This window comes from Pseudomonas subflava (assembly GCF_023823685.1).
GTDB lineage: Bacteria > Pseudomonadota > Gammaproteobacteria > Pseudomonadales > Pseudomonadaceae > Aquipseudomonas > Aquipseudomonas subflava.
On the sequence record NZ_JAMXBF010000001.1, the window covers coordinates 188,963 to 205,987 of the forward strand.

15 protein-coding genes and 1 tRNA gene are annotated in these 17,025 nt (G+C 67.9%); 11 read left to right on the top strand and 5 right to left on the bottom strand.

Going from position 1 to position 17,025, the window contains the following annotated elements; translation table 11 throughout:
- Positions 1-7: 7 nt before the first annotated feature.
- The 3 genes from bamC to NF616_RS00960 all read left to right on the top strand — a co-directional run bounded on the left by bamC (position 8) and on the right by NF616_RS00960 (position 2,303).
- Entirely contained in the window at positions 8-1,126 is a 1,119-nt protein-coding gene (bamC, locus tag NF616_RS00950) for an NlpB/DapX family lipoprotein (RefSeq protein ID WP_252271151.1), read from the top strand.
- 93 nt (positions 1,127-1,219) lie between these two features.
- Positions 1,220-2,089 (top strand): phosphoribosylaminoimidazolesuccinocarboxamide synthase, encoded by an 870-nt coding sequence (locus tag NF616_RS00955; protein ID WP_252271152.1) that lies wholly within the window; start codon positions 1,220-1,222, stop codon positions 2,087-2,089.
- A 124-nt stretch (positions 2,090-2,213) separates the two neighbouring features.
- A tRNA-Ser gene (locus tag NF616_RS00960) sits at positions 2,214-2,303 on the top strand.
- A gap of 232 nt (positions 2,304-2,535) precedes the next feature.
- Here the strand turns inward: NF616_RS00960 and NF616_RS00965 are convergent.
- The 3 genes from NF616_RS00965 to NF616_RS00975 form a co-directional block, all read right to left on the bottom strand.
- Complete coding sequence (locus NF616_RS00965) at positions 2,536-3,435, bottom strand: LysR family transcriptional regulator (protein WP_252271153.1); 900 nt, start codon at positions 3,433-3,435, stop codon at positions 2,536-2,538.
- Between the two features lie 64 nt (positions 3,436-3,499).
- Positions 3,500-4,705, bottom strand: a complete 1,206-nt coding sequence (locus NF616_RS00970; protein ID WP_252271154.1) for an MFS transporter — start codon at positions 4,703-4,705, stop codon at positions 3,500-3,502.
- A gap of 110 nt (positions 4,706-4,815) precedes the next feature.
- On the bottom strand, positions 4,816-5,721 hold the full coding sequence (locus NF616_RS00975; protein ID WP_252271155.1) for a LysR substrate-binding domain-containing protein: 906 nt from the start codon (positions 5,719-5,721) through the stop codon (positions 4,816-4,818).
- Positions 5,722-5,879: 158 nt separating this feature from the next.
- Between NF616_RS00975 and ycaC the strand changes: the two genes are divergently transcribed.
- The 6 genes from ycaC to NF616_RS01005 all read left to right on the top strand — a co-directional run bounded on the left by ycaC (position 5,880) and on the right by NF616_RS01005 (position 10,880).
- The gene (gene ycaC / locus NF616_RS00980) at positions 5,880-6,509 is read left to right on the top strand and encodes an isochorismate family cysteine hydrolase YcaC (protein ID WP_252271156.1); all 630 of its coding nucleotides are present in this window, start codon (positions 5,880-5,882) and stop codon (positions 6,507-6,509) included.
- Between the two features lie 522 nt (positions 6,510-7,031).
- The gene (locus NF616_RS00985; RefSeq protein WP_252271157.1) at positions 7,032-7,307 is read left to right on the top strand and encodes a hypothetical protein; all 276 of its coding nucleotides are present in this window, start codon (positions 7,032-7,034) and stop codon (positions 7,305-7,307) included.
- A gap of 86 nt (positions 7,308-7,393) precedes the next feature.
- Positions 7,394-7,765, top strand: coding sequence for an antitoxin Xre/MbcA/ParS toxin-binding domain-containing protein (locus NF616_RS00990; RefSeq protein ID WP_252271158.1), 372 nt, complete (start codon positions 7,394-7,396; stop codon positions 7,763-7,765).
- A 47-nt stretch (positions 7,766-7,812) separates the two neighbouring features.
- Positions 7,813-8,565, top strand: a complete 753-nt coding sequence (locus NF616_RS00995) for an RES family NAD+ phosphorylase (protein ID WP_252271159.1) — start codon at positions 7,813-7,815, stop codon at positions 8,563-8,565.
- 364 nt (positions 8,566-8,929) lie between these two features.
- Positions 8,930-9,340: a tetratricopeptide repeat protein gene (locus NF616_RS01000; protein WP_252271160.1), complete on the top strand. Its 411-nt coding sequence runs from the start codon at positions 8,930-8,932 to the stop codon at positions 9,338-9,340.
- A 178-nt stretch (positions 9,341-9,518) separates the two neighbouring features.
- Positions 9,519-10,880: a DNA recombination protein RmuC gene (locus NF616_RS01005; protein WP_252271591.1), complete on the top strand. Its 1,362-nt coding sequence runs from the start codon at positions 9,519-9,521 to the stop codon at positions 10,878-10,880.
- Positions 10,881-11,058: 178 nt separating this feature from the next.
- Here the strand turns inward: NF616_RS01005 and NF616_RS01010 are convergent, their stop codons facing one another.
- Entirely contained in the window at positions 11,059-11,757 is a 699-nt protein-coding gene (locus NF616_RS01010) for a pirin family protein (RefSeq protein ID WP_252271161.1), read from the bottom strand.
- Between the two features lie 188 nt (positions 11,758-11,945).
- Entirely contained in the window at positions 11,946-15,413 is a 3,468-nt protein-coding gene (locus tag NF616_RS01015; RefSeq protein WP_252271162.1) for a hybrid sensor histidine kinase/response regulator, read from the bottom strand.
- A gap of 164 nt (positions 15,414-15,577) precedes the next feature.
- On the opposite strand from NF616_RS01015, the gene NF616_RS01020 reads away from it, so the two are divergent.
- Positions 15,578-16,147: a GNAT family N-acetyltransferase gene (locus NF616_RS01020; protein ID WP_252271163.1), complete on the top strand. Its 570-nt coding sequence runs from the start codon at positions 15,578-15,580 to the stop codon at positions 16,145-16,147.
- Positions 16,140-17,018 carry an AraC family transcriptional regulator gene (locus NF616_RS01025; protein ID WP_252271164.1) on the top strand — a complete coding sequence of 293 codons (879 nt, stop codon included), beginning with the start codon at positions 16,140-16,142 and terminating at the stop codon, positions 17,016-17,018. Before NF616_RS01020 ends, NF616_RS01025 begins: the two co-directional genes overlap by 8 nt.
- The last annotated feature ends 7 nt before the right edge of the window (positions 17,019-17,025 follow it).

Sequence of the window (17,025 nt, forward strand, 5' to 3'; positions counted from 1 at the left end):
TTTGCGCATGAAGCGACTGGCTGGACTCTCTGCCCTTGCCCTGATCATTTCCAGTACCAGCGGCTGCGGCTGGCTGTGGGGCGACGAAGGCTACTTCCGTGACCGCTCCACCGACTACCTGGACGCGCGTCAGAGCGCGCCCATGCAGGTGCCGCCGAGCGTCGACGCCAAGCGGCTCGACCCGCTGCTGCCGGTGCCCGCCCATGTGGCCAGCAGCAGCGAGACTCCGCAGAGCTTCGAGGTGCCGCGTCCGCAGGCACTGGGTGCCACGGGCGACCGCGCCAGCGAATTCAGCCTGCAGAAGAGCGGCGACTCGCGCTGGCTGGTGGCTCAGCGCACGCCTGCCGAAGTCTGGCCGGTGGCGCGTTCCTATTTCGAGAACAATGGTTTCCGCATCGCCGAAGAGCGCCCGCAGACCGGCGAATTCGTTACCGAGTGGCAGGGCAGCCAGGATCTGGCGCCGTCCATGGGGCACCGCGTCGCCAGCCTGATGAGCGACGAGGACAACCAGGTGCGCGTGCGTGTGCGCGTCGAGCCGGGTGTGGTGCGCAATACCAGCGAGGTGTTCGTGGTCATCGCCGAGCGCGAAGAGGGCAGCAGCGCCGACGTGGCCTTCCCGGCCCGTAGTGGCAATGCCGGCCTGGAAGCCTCGCTGCTCGACGGCATGCTCGCCGACCTGAGCAGCACCGCCGAGCACGGCTCCGTATCGCTGCTGGCCGCGCGCAGTTATGACGCGCCGAGCCGCGTCAGCCTGTCCCAGGACGGCGCCGGCAATCCGGTGCTCAGCCTCAGCACCGACTTCGACCGCGCCTGGTCGAGCGTCGGCCGCGCCCTGGAGCTGGGCGACGTGCGCGTCGACGACATCAACCGCAGCCTGGGCGTGTACTACGTCAACCTCGCCGAGGGCGCGAAGAAGCCGGAAGAAGAGAAGGGCTTCATCAGCGGCCTGTTCGGCAGCGAGCCGACCCAGGAAGAGATCGACGCGCGTGCCGAGCGCTATCAGGTGCGCCTGACCAGCAGCGCCGGTGGCGACGTGCAGGTGACCGTGGAGAAGGACATCAACACCGTGGCGCCGGAAGACGTATCCCGCCGCGTGCTGACCCTGATCCAGGAAAACCTCGGCTGAATCCGCTCCGGCCTCGGCCGGAGCCGCAGCGAACCGATAGGCGAAACCCCAGGGTTTCGCCTGTTTCGTTTTGAACCAGGCGGAATATTCGACATGACCACTCCCACCACCCTGAGCCTGAAGAAGATCTACTCCGGCAAAGTCCGCGACCTCTACGAGATCGACGAGAAGCGCATGCTGATGGTCGCGACCGATCGCCTGTCGGCGTTCGACGTAATCCTCGAGCAGCCGATTCCGGAGAAGGGCAAGATCCTCACCGCCATCTCCAACTTCTGGTTCGACAAGCTCAAGGACCTGGTGCCCAACCACTTCACCGGCGACAAGGTGGAGGACGTGGTGCCGGCCGCCGAGCTGCCGCTGGTGGAAGGGCGCGCCGTGGTGGCCAAGCGACTCAAGCCAGTTGCCGTCGAGGCCATCGTGCGCGGCTACATCGTCGGTTCCGGCTGGAAGGAGTATCAGAAGAGCGGCACCGTTTGCGGCATCCAGCTGCCGGCCGGCCTGAAGGAAGCGGCCAAGCTGCCGCAGCCGATCTTCACCCCCTCGACCAAGGCCGCCGTCGGCGACCATGACGAGAACATCAGCTTCGAGCAGTGCGAGGCCATCATCGGTGCCGAGCTGGCGGCCAAGGTGCGCGACACCGCCATCGCCCTGTACAGCGCGGCGGTCGAGTACGCCGCCACCCGCGGCATCATCATCGCCGACACCAAGTTCGAGTTCGGTCTGGACGAAGACGGCACCCTGACCCTGATGGACGAAGTGCTGACCCCGGATTCCAGCCGCTTCTGGCCGGCCGACAGCTATGCCGAAGGCAGCAACCCGCCGAGCTTCGACAAGCAGTTCGTGCGCGACTGGCTGGAGTCCACCGGCTGGAACAAAGAGCCGCCGGCCCCGGCCGTACCGGCCGAAGTGGCGCAGAAGACCGCCGACAAGTACCGCGAGGCGCTGACCCGTCTGACTCAGTGACACGCGCCATCGAAAAGAAGCGGGAGCTGCGGCTCCCTTTTTCGTTGCCGCTGCGCAAGCACCTGATCGCACACGAAAAATCGCTGGACTAACGACCCTCAACTGGTATCATGCGCACCGCTTTGGGAAGATGCCGGAGTGGTCGAACGGGACGGATTCGAAATCCGTTGTGTCAGCAATGGCACCTAGGGTTCAAATCCCTATCTTCCCGCCATACAAAAAAGCCCCGTGATTCTTTGGATCACGGGGCTTTTTCTTTGCCTTGTCGGGGTCAAAAAAATGTCCAGGGCAAATTGGTCATCATCCAGTGACTTCAGGTCACCCCGAGACAAGCTCCCTAATCTCCTGACTCCTTTCGGAACATGGGCCTGCAAATCGTCAATGTTGGGCCGTCCTCACACCCATGCACCGGCGGGCGCTCGATCCGCGGCCTGACTAGAACGCCCCTAGGCCGCCAGCACTTCCTGCAGAAAGGCGAGAAACGCACGGATGCGGCTGGACTCCCGCAGGCTAGGCGGATACAGCGCGTGGATGGTGCAGCTGGCGCGGCCGGTGTTGGCGGCGAATTGCGGCAGCAGGCGGACCAGGCGGCCGGCACGCACGTCGTCCGCCACCAGCCAGTCGGCGAGCAGCGCGATGCCCTGGCCGCTCAGGGCGGCCTCGCGAAGAATGTCCGCGTTATTGCTCTGCAGGCGGCCTCGAACGTCGATCACCCAGTGTTCGTCGGCATCGTCGAACCACCAGCTAACGTGGGCGCCGCCGTGATCGAAGCGCAGGCAGCTGTGGTCGGTCAGTTCCAGCGGATGATTCGGCGCGCCCGCGCGGGCCAGGTAATCGGGGCTCGCCGCCAGCCAGCGCTCGAAGTGGCCGATGGGGCGGCTGATGATGTCGTCGCTGGCCAGGGTGGAGCCGAGGCGCACGGCCAGGTCGATCTGCTGGCGGGGCAGGTCCGCCAGCTGGTCGCTGAGGTTGAGGATGACTTCCAGCCCGGGGTGACGTGTCAGCAGGCGCCCCAGGTGGGGCGCGATCACTCGCCGGCCGAACTCCACCGGCACGCTGACACGCAGGCGCCCTCGCGCCTCGTCGCCGCGGTCTCCGACCATGCCGTCCGCCTCGGCCAGGGCGTCGATAATGGCCACCGCCTTCTCGAAATAGGCCAGCCCGGCGGGTGTCGGGCTGCTGTGGCGCGTGCTGCGGTTGAGCAGCGCGGCTCCCAGCTCGGCCTCCAGCGCTGCGACCTGGCGGGTCACCGAGGAGGTGGCTACGCCGAGCTTGCGGGCCGCCGCCGAATAGCCGCCGCAGCGCACCGTTTCGACGAACATCGACAGGGCCTGCAGCTTGTCCATGGGTGGCTCCGGGGCGCGAGGGATAGAGGCTCCCGAGTGTACCCAATCGCGCGGCACGCGCCTTTTACGCCTGTGCTCGGTTTGCCTCGTCGCGCAGCAGGAAGAGCAGCGTGGCGGTGGCCGGAATGAGCGCGGCGGCGACGGCGAACCACGACCAGCCGATGGCCTCGTAGAGCGGGCTGGCCACCAGCGAGCCGAGGGCGCCGCCAACGAAGATGCTCGTCATGTAGACGGCGTTGATGCGCGCGCGGCTGTGCGGGTCCAGCGCGTACACCTCGCGCTGGCCGAGCACCATGTTCAGCTGCACGGCGAAGTCCAGCGCCACCGCGCACACCACCAGCCAGAGGTAGCCGGCGCCGGGCAGGGCGCCGATGGCCAGCGACAGCGGCGCGAGCAGCAGGGCCAGCCGCGTGCCGTTGCGCGTGTGGCCGGCATCCGCCAGGCGCCCGGCGATGGGCGCGGCGATGGCGCCCACCGCACCGACCAGGGCGAACAACGCCACCTGCGTCTGGCTGAAGCCGTGCTGGCGGATCAGCTCGATGGGCGCGATGGTCCAGAAGGCGCTGAAGGCGGCGAACAGCAGGGCCTGGTACAGCGCGCGCTGGCGCAGCACGGCATGGCGGCGCGCCAGGCCGAACACCGAGGCGATGAGCTGGCGGTAGCTCGCGCTGTGGCTCGGTACGCGGCGTGACAGCGCCACGGCCATGATCAGCGCGATGACGGCCATCAGGATCGCGGCACCGAGAAACACGCCGCGCCAGCCGAACACCGCGGCGGCGGTGCTGGCGATCGGTCGCGACAGCAGGATGCCGAGCAACAGGCCGCTCATGATGTTGCCCACCACGCGCCCGCGGCTCGCCTCCGGCGCCATGTGCGCGGCCAGCGGCACGAGAATCTGCACCGCCACGGAGGTCAGGCCGATCAGCAGCGCGCAGGCCAGGAACACCGAGGGTGTGGCGGCGATTCCGGCGCTGGCCAGGCACAGTGCGGCGGCCAGGGTGAAACTGACCACCAACCTGCGGTTCTCGAGCAGGTCGGCGAGCGGCACCAGGAACAGCAGGCCGGCGGCGTAGCCGAGTTGCGTCAGCGCAACGATGAGGCTCGCATGCTCGGTCGACAGCCCGATGGCCGGAGCGATCAGCTCGACGATGGGCTGCGCGTAGTAGAGGTTGGCGACGACGGCGCCGCAGCAGAAGGCGAGCAGGGCGACGAGGCAGGGCGATAGGCTCTGCGCTGGCGCCGTGTCGTGGAGGGTCGAAGAGGCGTTCATGGCGGTTCCTTGTGGGATATCGGTGGCGCCAGACTAAGCCGGCGACCGCCCACGCAGAATCGGTCGCGGCGGCACAACTGCTGTGCGCGCCGCGCAACGCTCCGCGCGTCTCAGGCCATGTCGCTCTGGCTGAATTCGTCGGCGAGGAAGTCGATCAGGGTGCGCACCGAGGGCAGCAGGCCGCGGCGCGAGGGGAAGATGGCGTGGACGATGCCGCACTTCGGCGCCCAGCCCGGCAGCATTTCCACCAGCTTGCCGGCCGCCACGTCTTCGCGCACTGCTACACAGGGCAAGTGGACGATACCCACGCCGGCCAGCGCGCCATCGCGCAGGGCGCGCAGGTCATCGGTGATCATCCGTGGCTGATGCGGGATCACCAGCTTGCCATCGTTCGGGCCGAGCAGCTCCCACTGGTAGTCGCGCTGCGCGCCGCCCCAGTGCAGGCTCGGCAGGTTGCCCAGCTCCTCGGGCTGGAAATCCTTCGGCAGCGAGGCCAGCAGATCCGGGTGACCGACCAGGCACTGGGTGCTGGCGGCGAGCACCTTCATCACCATGTCGGTGTTTTCCAGCGGGGGAAAACGTACCCGTAAGGCCACGTCGAAGCCTTCATGCAGCAGGTCGACCCGGCGGTTGGTGCTCTCGATGTACAGCTCCACCAGCGGGTACTTGAGCATGTAACGGGTCAGCATCGGCCCGACCCAGGAATTCAGCAGCGTTGTGGGGCAGGCCAGGCGCACCAGGCCGCGCGGCTCGGCGCGGTTGCGTTCGATCACCTCTGCCGCGCCCTCGGCCTCCACGCGCATGGCCAGGCAGCGCTGGTAATAGGCCTGGCCGATCTCGGTGAGCGACAGGTGCCGGCTGGTGCGGTGCAGCAGGCGCACGCCGAGGCGCTCCTCGAGCTGCGCGATACGCCGGCTGAGCTTGGACTTGGGCATGTCCAGCGCGCGCCCGGCGGGGGCGAAGCCGCCGTGCTCCACCACCTGGGTGAAGTAGTAGAGGCTGTTGAGGTCTTCCATGGGTCGTTCTCCAAATAGAACGCTAGAGGCAATTTTCGCAGTCTAGCGCGTCAAATGCCTCGAATTTAATCTTTCTTCCATGCAGTGATGCACTGCAAAACAAGACCGACTCACCGGCCACCGCCGGCCACCATTGAAAACAAATCGAGGATTCCACCATGACCAACGCCGCCTACAACCGCCTGGACAAAGACAACGCCGTCGTTCTGCTGGTCGACCACCAGGCAGGCCTGCTGTCCCTGGTTCGCGACATCGAGCCGGACAAGTTCAAGAACAACGTCCTGGCCCTGGCCGACCTCGCCAAGTTCTTCAACCTGCCGACCATCCTCACCACCAGCTTCGAGACCGGCCCCAACGGCCCGCTGGTGCCGGAACTCAAGGAGATGTTCCCGGACGCGCCCTACATCGCCCGCCCCGGCCAGATCAACGCCTGGGACAACGAAGACTTCGTCAAGGCGATCAAGGCCACCGGCAAGAAGCAGCTGATCATCGCCGGCGTGGTGACCGAAGTCTGCGTGGCGTTCCCGGCGCTGTCGGCCATCGAAGAGGGGTTCGACGTGTTTGTCGTCACCGACGCCTCCGGCACCTTCAACCAGATCACCCGTGATTCGGCCTGGAGCCGCATGACCCAGGCGGGCGCGCAGCTGATGAACTGGTTCGCCGTGGCCTGCGAGCTGCACCGCGACTGGCGCAACGACGTGGAAGGCCTGGCCAAGATCTGCTCCGACCACATCCCGGACTACCGCAACCTGATCACCAGCTACAGCGCGCTGACCGCGGGCAAGTAACTTTTCCGGGAGAACAGAACCGGAGCCTGGATCAGGCTCCGGTTTTCGCCCTGCGCGGATCGAAAACGCTTTTGCCCCCGGTGCGGCTAGTGCCACATGGCTCGGATTGCAGCTCTTTACCGGCACCGGCTTGTCTACAGCCGCTGCGTACCACCAAATGCGGCCGCGGAAAAAGGCAGCACCGCTGTTGCCACTCTACCGTGCGCCCGGTAGCGAGCTCTCTAGAGGCGTTCTGCTCAAGAATGGCGCCGGTGAACAACCGGGTTGATCGGAAGTCAACGCAAGGCGCCGTCGTCCTCGACAACCACGGGGTAGGGCAGGGCCAACAGCAGGTGATGGCCTCTCCCAAGGCACTGCCGCCGCAGATACCTTCAAGCCGACCGTGCTTTCAAACGGTTGGGCTGCTGCTAGGCCAAGCGCCCAGAAGCGTCTCGGGACGGAGATTTTTCGTCCCAGGGCTGGGAGGGCGAGAGGATTCGCGCGATGCTGCCCGTCCCGCCCACGCTCGAAACGAATGTCGCCATGTCATGGACGAGCCGATACACCCTGGCCCTGTTGCCACCTGCCGTGCTCTTCGGCGTGTGGCGGCTCGGCGTCTATTCACTCACCCATTTCCACTGCGAGGGCAGCCTCAAGCAGCAGGTGCATTGCGCGGCCGCGCCTTTCGACCTGATGCCCTGGCTGGCCGCCAGCCTGTTCTGGAGCCCGGTGCTGCTGGTGATCGTGCTGCCGATAGCGGCCTTCCTGCTGATCGATACCGCCGCCCGACATATCGGCTCCACGCGGGGCGCGGGATAGCGCCCAGGCGGCGGCACTTTCAGTGGTGTTCGTTTCGAGTTTTATCTGCTAGTTTTGTATCAAACGAACATCAGCGAGGGCTCTCCATGAGCGCACTCTCCAAGCCGGATGCGAACGCCGAGGCCGTCCTGCTCAAGGCGTTGCTCAATACCCGCGAGCAACTGGGGCTGACCCAGCAGGAGCTGGCCGGCATCGTCGGGGTCAACCGTTCCGCCATCAGTCGCTGGGGCGACAGCGGCGGGCTGCGGCCGCAGAGCAAGACCGGCGAGCTGGCGCTGCTGCTGATCCGCGCCTACCGGGCGCTATTCGCCCTGTTCGGCGGCAACCTCGATGACATGCGCCACTTCCTGCGCACCGAGAACCGCCACCTGGCCGGCGTGCCGCTGGAGCAGATGGCCCAGGTACAGGGCCTGGTGCAGGTGGTGGAATACCTCGACGCCATTCGCGGCAAGGTCTGATCCTCTTCCCTGAAGGCCCCGCCGTGGCGGGCCAAGCGAGTTCCGATATGGACATCTGGCAGGCCTGCGCCGGCGCACAACAGATCATCCCTTTGCGTGGCCGCCTGGTGCGTCTGGTGGAGAACCAGGGCCAGGTCGCCACGCTGCAGCTGGTCGACACGCTGGAGGAGCAGGCCCTGCTCGAGCAGTTGCTGGAGGCCAGCAAGCCGCCACTGCCGCCCGCCGATGAGCCGTTGCACTATCTGCTGCGCACGCCGTTCCGCTATCCGCCGCTGCGCTGGGGCTCGCGCTTCGGCCGGCGTCACGAGCCGAGCCTGTTCTACGCCGCCTGCCGGCTGGAAACGGCGATGGTCGAGACCGCCTTTTACCGCTTCGTGCTGTGGCACGGCATGGTCGAGCCGCCGCCCAGCGGGCGCATCCTCTCCGAGCATTCCTCCTTCGAGGCGCGCTACCAAGTGCAGCGTGGCGTGCGCCTGCAACTGCCGCCCTTCGAGCGGCATCGCGAGGTGCTGACCCACCGCAGCGACTACCGCGCCACCCACGCCCTCGGCAGTGCCATGCGCGAGGCGGGGGTCGAGGCCTTCGAGTACCCGTCGGCGCGCTGTCCACAGGGCGGTCTCAATGTCGCCCTGTATGCACCAGGCGCCTTCAGCGAGAAGCGCCCGCGCAATCTGCAGCCCTGGCTGTGCGAAACCACGGCGGCCTATGTGGCCTTCAAGAGTGCACAGGCACCGGACACGCCACGCCTGTTCGGCCTCGAGCTTTACCTGGTCGACGGGCGCCTGCCGCAGCCGGCCTGAGCGAACGCAATGCGTCGAAAACGCGCAGGGGCGCGCCCCAGAGCGGCGCACTTGTGCACAACGGCGAGGCGGCTTGTCAAGCTTCTGTCACAAAGCGCCGTAACCGCTTGATTCTCCATGGCCATTTTTCAACTAGCTGAAAAATAAGGATTTTTTTCATTGGTGAAAAAAGCATCAGTTTGAGTCGAAGCCGCGGACAGTAGGGGATGAGAAAGGTTTCCACCATGTTGTCCACGGAGTTATCCACAGCTTCTGTGGATTTCCCGAGCAGTTGCTCTAGAGCGCGGTTCGGCGGTTTTGGCAAGTCTTTACCGAGCGGAAAAAGAGAGTAGAGTGGCGCGCCCCGCAGTCAGCCTTTGCTTACATGAAGTCTCGCGTTCTGCCCGCTCAGTCTCGTTCCGATAGCGGCCACCGTCTGCCGATCCGCCTGGCCTTCTGGCTGCTCGACAATGCCCGACTGGCCCGCCACTCCGGGGTCAAGCGCTTCGCCGGCCGCCTGCTCAAGCGTCCGGCCCGCCAGGGCGTGGTCGCGGCCCAGAGCCGCCTGGGCCAACTGCTGTGCCGCGACTGCGGCAACACCCGTGATCGCCGCATCGGCTTCGAGCTGTTGCGCCAGGCCGCCCGCGCCGGTGATTCGTGCGCCCAGCTGGAGCTCGGCCGCCTCTATTGCCAGCCGCGCCAGCGCGAGCCGCAGCAGGCCCGTCACTGGCTGGAACTCGCCGCCGGGCACGGCTCTCACGAGGCCAAGCGGCTGCTGCAGCGCCTCAACCCCTGATTCCCGCGCGGGTATACTGCCGGGCATTGCGAACCCGACAGCGAGCCCGCCCGTGCCTTTCTCCTTCGTCCTCGAACCCTCCAACCTGTTGCTCGGCCTGCTGCTCGGCGCCGTTCCGCTGGCCGTGCTGGCGTGGCGCCTGCAACGCGCTCAGGCGACGCAGGCGGCCGAGCGACTGCTGCTGGAGGAACGCCTGAACCAGGCGCGACTGGCCCAGGAGGGCCTGAGCGCCCAGCTCGATGGCGCCCTCGACGACCTGCGCGGTGTGCAGCAGCACAACAGCGACCAGCAGGCCGAGCTGGCCGCCCTGCGCCGCGAAAGCGAGCTACTCGGCCGCGAGCGCGAGGCCGCGCAGCAGGCCGCGCAGGACTGGAGCCGTGAACGCGAGCAGAAGGAAGGACAGCTGCGCCAGCTGGAGAGCCAGCGCGCCGCCCTGGCCGCCGAGCTGCGCGAGCAGCAGGACAGCCACCAGCAGCGCTTCGCCGACCTGCAGGGCGCCCGCGACGAGCTGCGCGCGCAGTTCGCCGAGCTGGCCGGGAAGATCTTCGACGAGCGCGAGCAGCGTTTCGCCGAGACCAGCCAGCAGCGCCTGGGCCAGTTGCTCGACCCGCTCAAGGAGCGCATCCAGGCCTTCGAGAAGCGCGTGGAGGAGAGCTACCAGAACGAGGCCCGCGAGCGCTTCTCCCTGGCCAAGGAACTGGAGCGCCTGCAGCTGCTCAACCAGCGCCTGGGCGACGAGGCCACCAACCTGACCCGCGCGCTCAAGGGCCAGAAGACCCAGGGCAACTGGGGCGAGCTGGTGCTGGAACGGGTGCTGGAGCACGCCGGCCTGGAGAAGGGCCGCGAGTACCACACCCAGGTCAGCCTCAAAGGAGCCGAGGGCGAGCGCTTCCAGCCGGATGTGCTGATCCAGCTGCCCGGTGACAAGCAGGTGATCGTCGATGCCAAGGTCAGCCTCACCGCCTACCAGGCGATGATCGTCGCCGAGGACGAGGCAGCGCGGACCCATGCGCTGAAGCAGCACGTGCTGAGCCTGCGCGCCCACCTCAAGGGCCTCTCGGTGAAGGACTACAAGCGCCTCGAGGGCCTGCACAGCCTGGATTTCGTGCTGCTCTTCGTGCCCATCGAGGCGGCCTTCGCCGCCGCGCTGCAGGCGGATCCGGGGCTGTTCCAGGAGGCCTTCGAGCAGCACATCGTGATCGTCAGCCCGACCACGCTGCTGGCGACCCTGCGGGTGATCGACAGCCTCTGGCGCCAGGAGCGGCAGAGCCAGAACGCCCTGGAGATCGCCGAGCGGGCAGGGCAGCTGTACGACAAGTTCGTCGCCTTCATCCAGGACCTGGACGAGGTCGGCAGCCGCCTCAAACAGCTGGACAAGGCCTACGACGCCGCGCGCAACAAGCTGTGCGACGGACGCGGCAACCTGATCAACCGGGTCGAGAATCTCAAGCTGCTCGGCGCCCGTGCCAGCAAGAGCCTGGCGCCGGATCTGATCGAGCGCGCCGCCGGTCTGCCGCTGCTGGACGAGGCCGGCGACTAGAACCGCCGGGTGTCGTCGTCGCCCCGCGCAGGCCAACCGCGCTCGGCGTCGATCGGCAGACCGGCGCCGAGCGCGGTGGCGAGGTTGAAGCTGGTTCCGCGGCCGCCGGCATCGCGCATTCCCGGGACGGGAACGAGCCCGGTCTGGAACGCGGCGCCGGCGCCGCGACTGCGCCGGATCAGGCGACGTCGACCAGGATCACCTCGCTGTCTTCCAGGGCGGTGACGCGCACCACTTCCTCCTCGGCGATGGCCACGCCGTCGCGTTCGGCGGCTTCCACGCCATTGACCTCGATGCGGCCCTTGGCGGCCACCAGGTAGCCCTTGCGCAGGCGGCCCAGCGGGTACTCGGCGCTCTGCCCGGCGGCCAGGGTGGCGGCGGCGAGGCGGGCATTGGCGCGGATGCGCAGGGCCTCCTCGTCATCGTCGTGGCCGCTGGCCAGGACCACGAACTGGCCGGTGCGCTCGCCCCTCGGGAAGGGCTTGGCGCCCCAGGACGGCGCTTCGCCCTGCTGGTCCGGGATGATCCAGATCTGGAAGATCTTGGTGGTGACGTCCTCCAGGTTGTACTCGGAGTGGGCGATGCCGGTGCCTGCACTCATCACCTGTACGTCGCCGGCCTCGGTGCGGCCCTGGTTGCCCAGGTTGTCGCGGTGGGTGATGGCGCCTTCGCGGACGTAGGTGATGATCTCCATGTCGTGGTGCGGGTGCGGCGGGAAGCCCGCGCCAGCGGCGATCTCGTCGTCGTTCCAGACGCGCAGGTGGCCCCAGTTGACGCGCTGCGGGTCGTGGTACTCGGCGAAGGAGAAGTGGTGACGGGCGTTCAGCCAGCCGTGATGGGCGTGGCCGAGGGAGGCGAACGGGCGTACTTCGATCATGGTGATGACTCCGTGGCCGGTGATGCCAGATTGCGCCACCGGGGATGGAGTGCATGATCTATCGAGGATGTGCCGATAAAAAGCGCAAAAGACCGTTACTTGCTATCGACGGTCTCGATGGTTCTTGGCGCCAAACCAAGCCGGCCACCGCGGGATCGCGACGCCGCGATGCCTGCGTTGCAGCCGCCTCAGGACAACGGCAGATGCCGGCTGATCAGCGCGCGCAGGGCCGCGGGTTTAACCGGCTTGGGCAGGTAGTCCAGCCCGGCGGCATGCACCGCGGCCACCAATTCCGGGCGGCCGTCGGCGCTGATCACCACGCCCGGCAGCGGCTGGCCCAGGCGCGTGCGTAGCCAGGCCATCAGCTCGGTGCCGGTGTCGCCCTCGTCCAGGTGGTAGTCGACCAGCGCCAGCTGTGGCTGCACCGCCTCGTCCAGCAGGTGCTCGCATTCCAGGCGGTTGCGCGCCGTCCACACCTGGCAGCCCCAGCGCGACAGCAGGCTGTGCATGCCGGCGAGGATGCTGTCCTCGTTGTCGATGCACAGCACCTGGGCGCCGCCCAGGGTGCGGCCATGTTCGGCCAGCGGCGTCGAGGCCTGCGGCGCGGCGCCGCGCACCAGCGGCACGCTGACGCTGAACACGCTGCCCTTGCCCGGCCAGGAGCGTACCTCCAGGCGGTGATCGAGCACCCGGCACAGGCCGTCGGCGATCGCCAGGCCCAGGCCCAGGCCCTTCTCGGCGCGGGTCTGGTGGCTGTCCAGGCGCTTGAACTCCTCGAAGATCACCTTGCGCTTGTCCTCGGGAATGCCCGGGCCACGGTCCCAGACCTCCAGGCGCAGATGCTCGCCCTCGCGCCGCGCGCCCAGCAGCACGTGGCCGCGGGCGTAGCGGAAGGCGTTGGTGAGGAAGTTCTGCAGTACCCGGCGCAGCAGCTTGGGGTCGCTGTCGATGCGCAGGCGGCTGGGCACCAGGCGGAAGTCCACGCCCTGTTCCTGGGCCAGCACCTTGAACTCGGCGCCCAGGGCCTCGAACAGCTGGGCCAGGGGGAACTGGCTGCGTTCGGGGGTGATGCGCCCGCTCTCCAGGCGCGAGATGTCGAGCAGGTCGGTGATCAGGTCTTCGGCCGAGCGCAGCGAGCTGTCCAGGTGGCGCACCAGTTCCTGGGCCTCGCTGGGCAGGGCCTCTTGCTGGTGAGCGAGGGCGGCGGAGAACAGCCGCGCGGCGTTGAGCGGCTGCATCAGGTCGTGGCTGACCGCGGCGAGGAAGCGGGTCTTCGACTGGTTGGCGCTCTCGGCATTGCCCTTGGCCTCGCCGAGGGCCTGGTTCAGCTGCGACAGCTCGCGGGTACGCTCCTCCACGCGCTGCTCGAGGCCCTCGTTGGCCGCCAGCATATCGTGCTCGGCCTGACGGAACGCGGTGATGTCGGTGAAGCTCATGACGAAGCCTCCGCCGGGCATGGGGTTGCCGATAAGCTCGATGACCCGGCCGTTGGGGAACAGCCGCTCGGAGGTGTGCGCCTTGCCCTGACGCATCCAGAACAGGCGCTTGGCCACGTGTTCCTCGACATCGCCGGGGCCGCACAGGCCGCGCTCGGCGTTGTAGCGGATGATGTCGGCGATCGGCCGGCCGACGCCGATCAGCCCCTCGGGGTACTCGAACAGCTCCAGGTAGCGGTGGTTCCAGGCCACCAGGCGCAGGTTCTGGTCGACCACGCTGATGCCCTGGGTGATGTTCTCGATCGCACCCTGCAGCAGGGCGCGGTTGAACTGCAGCACCTCGGAGGCTTCGTCGACGATGCGCACCACGTCCTCGACCTGCATCTCCCGGCCCTCGATGGCCGCGCGCACCACGGCGCGGGTCGAGGAGGCGCCGAGCACGCCGGCCAGCAGGCGTTCGGTGTGGGCGATCCAGTCGCTGTCGGCGTTCTGGCTGGGGTTGAAGGGCTTGTCCTGCTGGTAGGAGAAGCGCACGAAGCTCTGCCGCGCCCGCTCCTCGCCGACGAAGCGCGCGGCCAGGGCCATCAGGTCGGCCACCTGCACGGCCAGCAGGTTGCGGCTGCCGGACTTGGCGCCGGTGTCCAGGCCGATGAAGCGGCCTGCCTGCCAGTGCTCGGAGACGCGGGTGCGCGAGAACCAGGAGACCAGGGCGAACAGCAGCCAGTTGCCGGCCAGCGACAGCACCACGCCGCGGGTCAGCGGATCGATCTCGAAACCGACCGGGTAGTAGAGTAGCTCCGGCAGCAGCGGGAAGCTGTCCAGCGACCAGCGCAGGCCGCCGGCCACCAGTGGCAGCACCAGGGTGTAGAACCACAGGGCGCAGCCGGCGGCGAGGCCGGCGAACACGCCGCGGCGGTTGGCCTGCTTCCACACCAGCGCGCCGAACATGGCAGGCGCCAGCTGGCCGATGGCGGCGAACGACAGCTGGCCGATGGTGGCGAGGCTGGCGTTGGTGCCCAGCAGGCGGTAGCAGACATAGGCCAGCAGCAGGATCACCACGATGCTGACGCGCCGCGCGCTGAGCATCCAGTGGCGGAAGGCCTCGAACGGCCGCTCGGCGCTCTGCCGGCGCAGCAGGGCCGGCAGCAGCATGTCGTTGGAGACCATGGTCGACAGCGCCACCGCCTCGACGATCACCATGCCGGTCGCCGCCGAGGCGCCGCCGATAAAGGCCAGCAGGGCTAGCGCCGGGTGCGCCTCGGCCAGCGGCAGGTTGATGACGAAGGAGTCCGGCTGCACGCCCTGCGGCAGGATCAGCTGGCCGGCCAGGGCGATGGGCACCACGAAGGCCGCGGCCAGCAGCAGGTAGGCGGGGAACACCCAGCGCGCTAGGCGCAGGTCCCGCGGTTCGATGTTCTCCACCACGCTGACGTGGAACTGCCGCGGCAGGCAGATGATGGCGGTCATGGCCAGGCCGGTCTGCACCAGCATGGCCGGCCAGCTCACGGTCTGCGACCAGAAGTCCTCGAGGGCAGGCGCCTGGCTGGCGCGCTGGAACAGGTCGCCGAAGCCGCCGAACAGGCCCCAGGTGACGAAGGCGCCGACGGCGAGGAAGGCCAGCAGCTTGACCAGCGACTCGAAGGCGATGGCCAGCACCATGCCGCGGTGGTGCTCGGTGACGTCCAGGCTGCGGGTGCCGAACAATACGGTGAACAGGGCGAGGATCAGCGACACGATCAAGGCCGTGTCCTGACCGCGCGTGGGGCTGGGCGTGGTGCCGACCAGCAGGTTGACGCCGAGCACGATGCCCTTGAGCTGCAGGGCGATGTAGGGCAGCACGCCGACCAGGCAGATCAGCGCCACCACCACCGCCAGGCTCTGCGACTTGCCGTAGCGGGCGGCGATGAAGTCGGCGATGGAGGTGATGTTCTCCTGCTTGCTGATCGCCACCATCTTCTCCACCACCCAGGGCGCGAACAGCAGGACGATCATCGGGCCCAGATAGATGGGCAGGAACGACCACAACTCGCCGGCGGCCTGGCCGACCGCGCCGAAGAAGGTCCAGCTGGTGCAGTACACCGCCAGCGACAGGCTGTAGACCCAGGCGCGGGTGCGCGGCTTGAGCGGCGTGCGGCGGCGATCGCCATAGAAGGCGATGGCGAACAGGATGGCCATGTAGACCAGGGCGACGAAGGCGATCAATCCGCCGGACAGCGACATGCGAACTCCGCGTGTGGGGCATGGTCAGCAGGACCATTGGCTAGGGATTTAGTCTCGCACGCGGCGCCCGCTTCGTCAGGCCGACCATGGTCGCAACCGGCTTGAGCGGCGGCGGTCCCCCTGATAGCGTGGCCGGCCGTGGTCGCCTTACCGGAGTTCGCGTCATGTTCAAGCCCCAACCCGTGGCCCTGCAGCAGGGCGCCCTGCGCCTCGATCCGCTGGTCGAGAGCGACCTGCCGGGCCTGCTGCAGCTGGCCGAGGCCAATCGCGAGTCCCAGCAATACATGAGCGGCACCACGCGCCCGGACTGGTACCGCAATGCACTGGCCGAGCAGCGCGAGGGGCGCGAGGTGGTGTTCGCCATCCGCCTGGCCGGCGAGCTGGTCGGCACCACCAGCTTCTTCGACTTCAATCCGGTACTGCCGGCCGCCGAGATCGGCGCCACCTGGCTCGACGCGCGCCAGCACGGCACCGGCCTCAATCGCACGATCAAGTACCTGATGCTGCGCCACGCCTTCGAGGAGTGGCAGCTGGTGCGCGTGCAGCTGAAGACCGCCGCCAGCAACCTGCGCGCCCAGCGCGCCATCGAGAAGCTCGGTGCCCAGCGCGAGGGGCTGCTGCGCAATCACCGGCGCCTGGCCGATGGCCGCCTCGATCACACCGTGATGTACAGCATCACCGACAGCGAGTGGCCGCAGGTCAAAGCCGGCCTGGAAGCGCACTTCGGTGCCTGAGCCCCTGGCCGGCGGCGAGCGCACGCGCTTCTGGGAAAGCCCGGCGCTGGCCGGCGTCGAGCTGCTGCACGCGCGCTACATCGAGCAGCGCTTCTCGCCGCATGTGCACGAGGGCTTCGTCTTCACCGTGATCGAGGGCGGCGCCCAGCGCTTCCGTCACCGTGGCAGCGACCACCTGGCGCCGGTCGGCAGCATGGTGCTGATCAACCCGGACGAGGTGCACACCGGCTCCAAGGCCCATGAGCAGGGCTGGTGGTACCGCGGTTTCTACCCGGCGCCGACGCAGGTGCAGGGTGTGCTCGAGGAACTGGGGCTGGCGAGCGGCGGCATGCCGTCGTTCGGTGTGAGCGTGCTGCAGGACGTCGAGCTGCACCGGGCCTTCGGCGAACTGCACCGCCTTCTCGACGGCGATGTCCATGCGTTGCAGCAACAGACCGCCTGGCGCGAGGCGATCCTGCTGCTGTTCCAGCGCCATGCGCGCATTCCCCAGGCCCCGGCACCCGGCCGCGAGCCGCGGGCCGTAGCCCTGGCCAAGGACCTGCTGGCCTCCAGCCTGGCCGAACCGCCATCGCTGGAAGTGCTGGCGGCGCGGGTGAATCTCTCGCCTTTCCACTTTGCCCGGGTGTTCCGCCACGCCACCGGCCTGCCGCCGCACGCCTGGCTCAAGCAGCGCCGCCTGGAGCAGGCGCGGGCGCTGCTGCGTTCCGGCTGCGCGCCGCTGCAGGTCGCCGTGCAGCTGGGCTTCGCCGACCAGAGCCACCTGAACCGGCAGTTCAAGCAGAGCTACGGCGTCAGCCCCGGCGAATACCGCCGCGCGTGCGCGGGCCACTGCGCAATATCGTTCAAGACGCGGAGCACTTCTCTCGATTAGCCTCCCG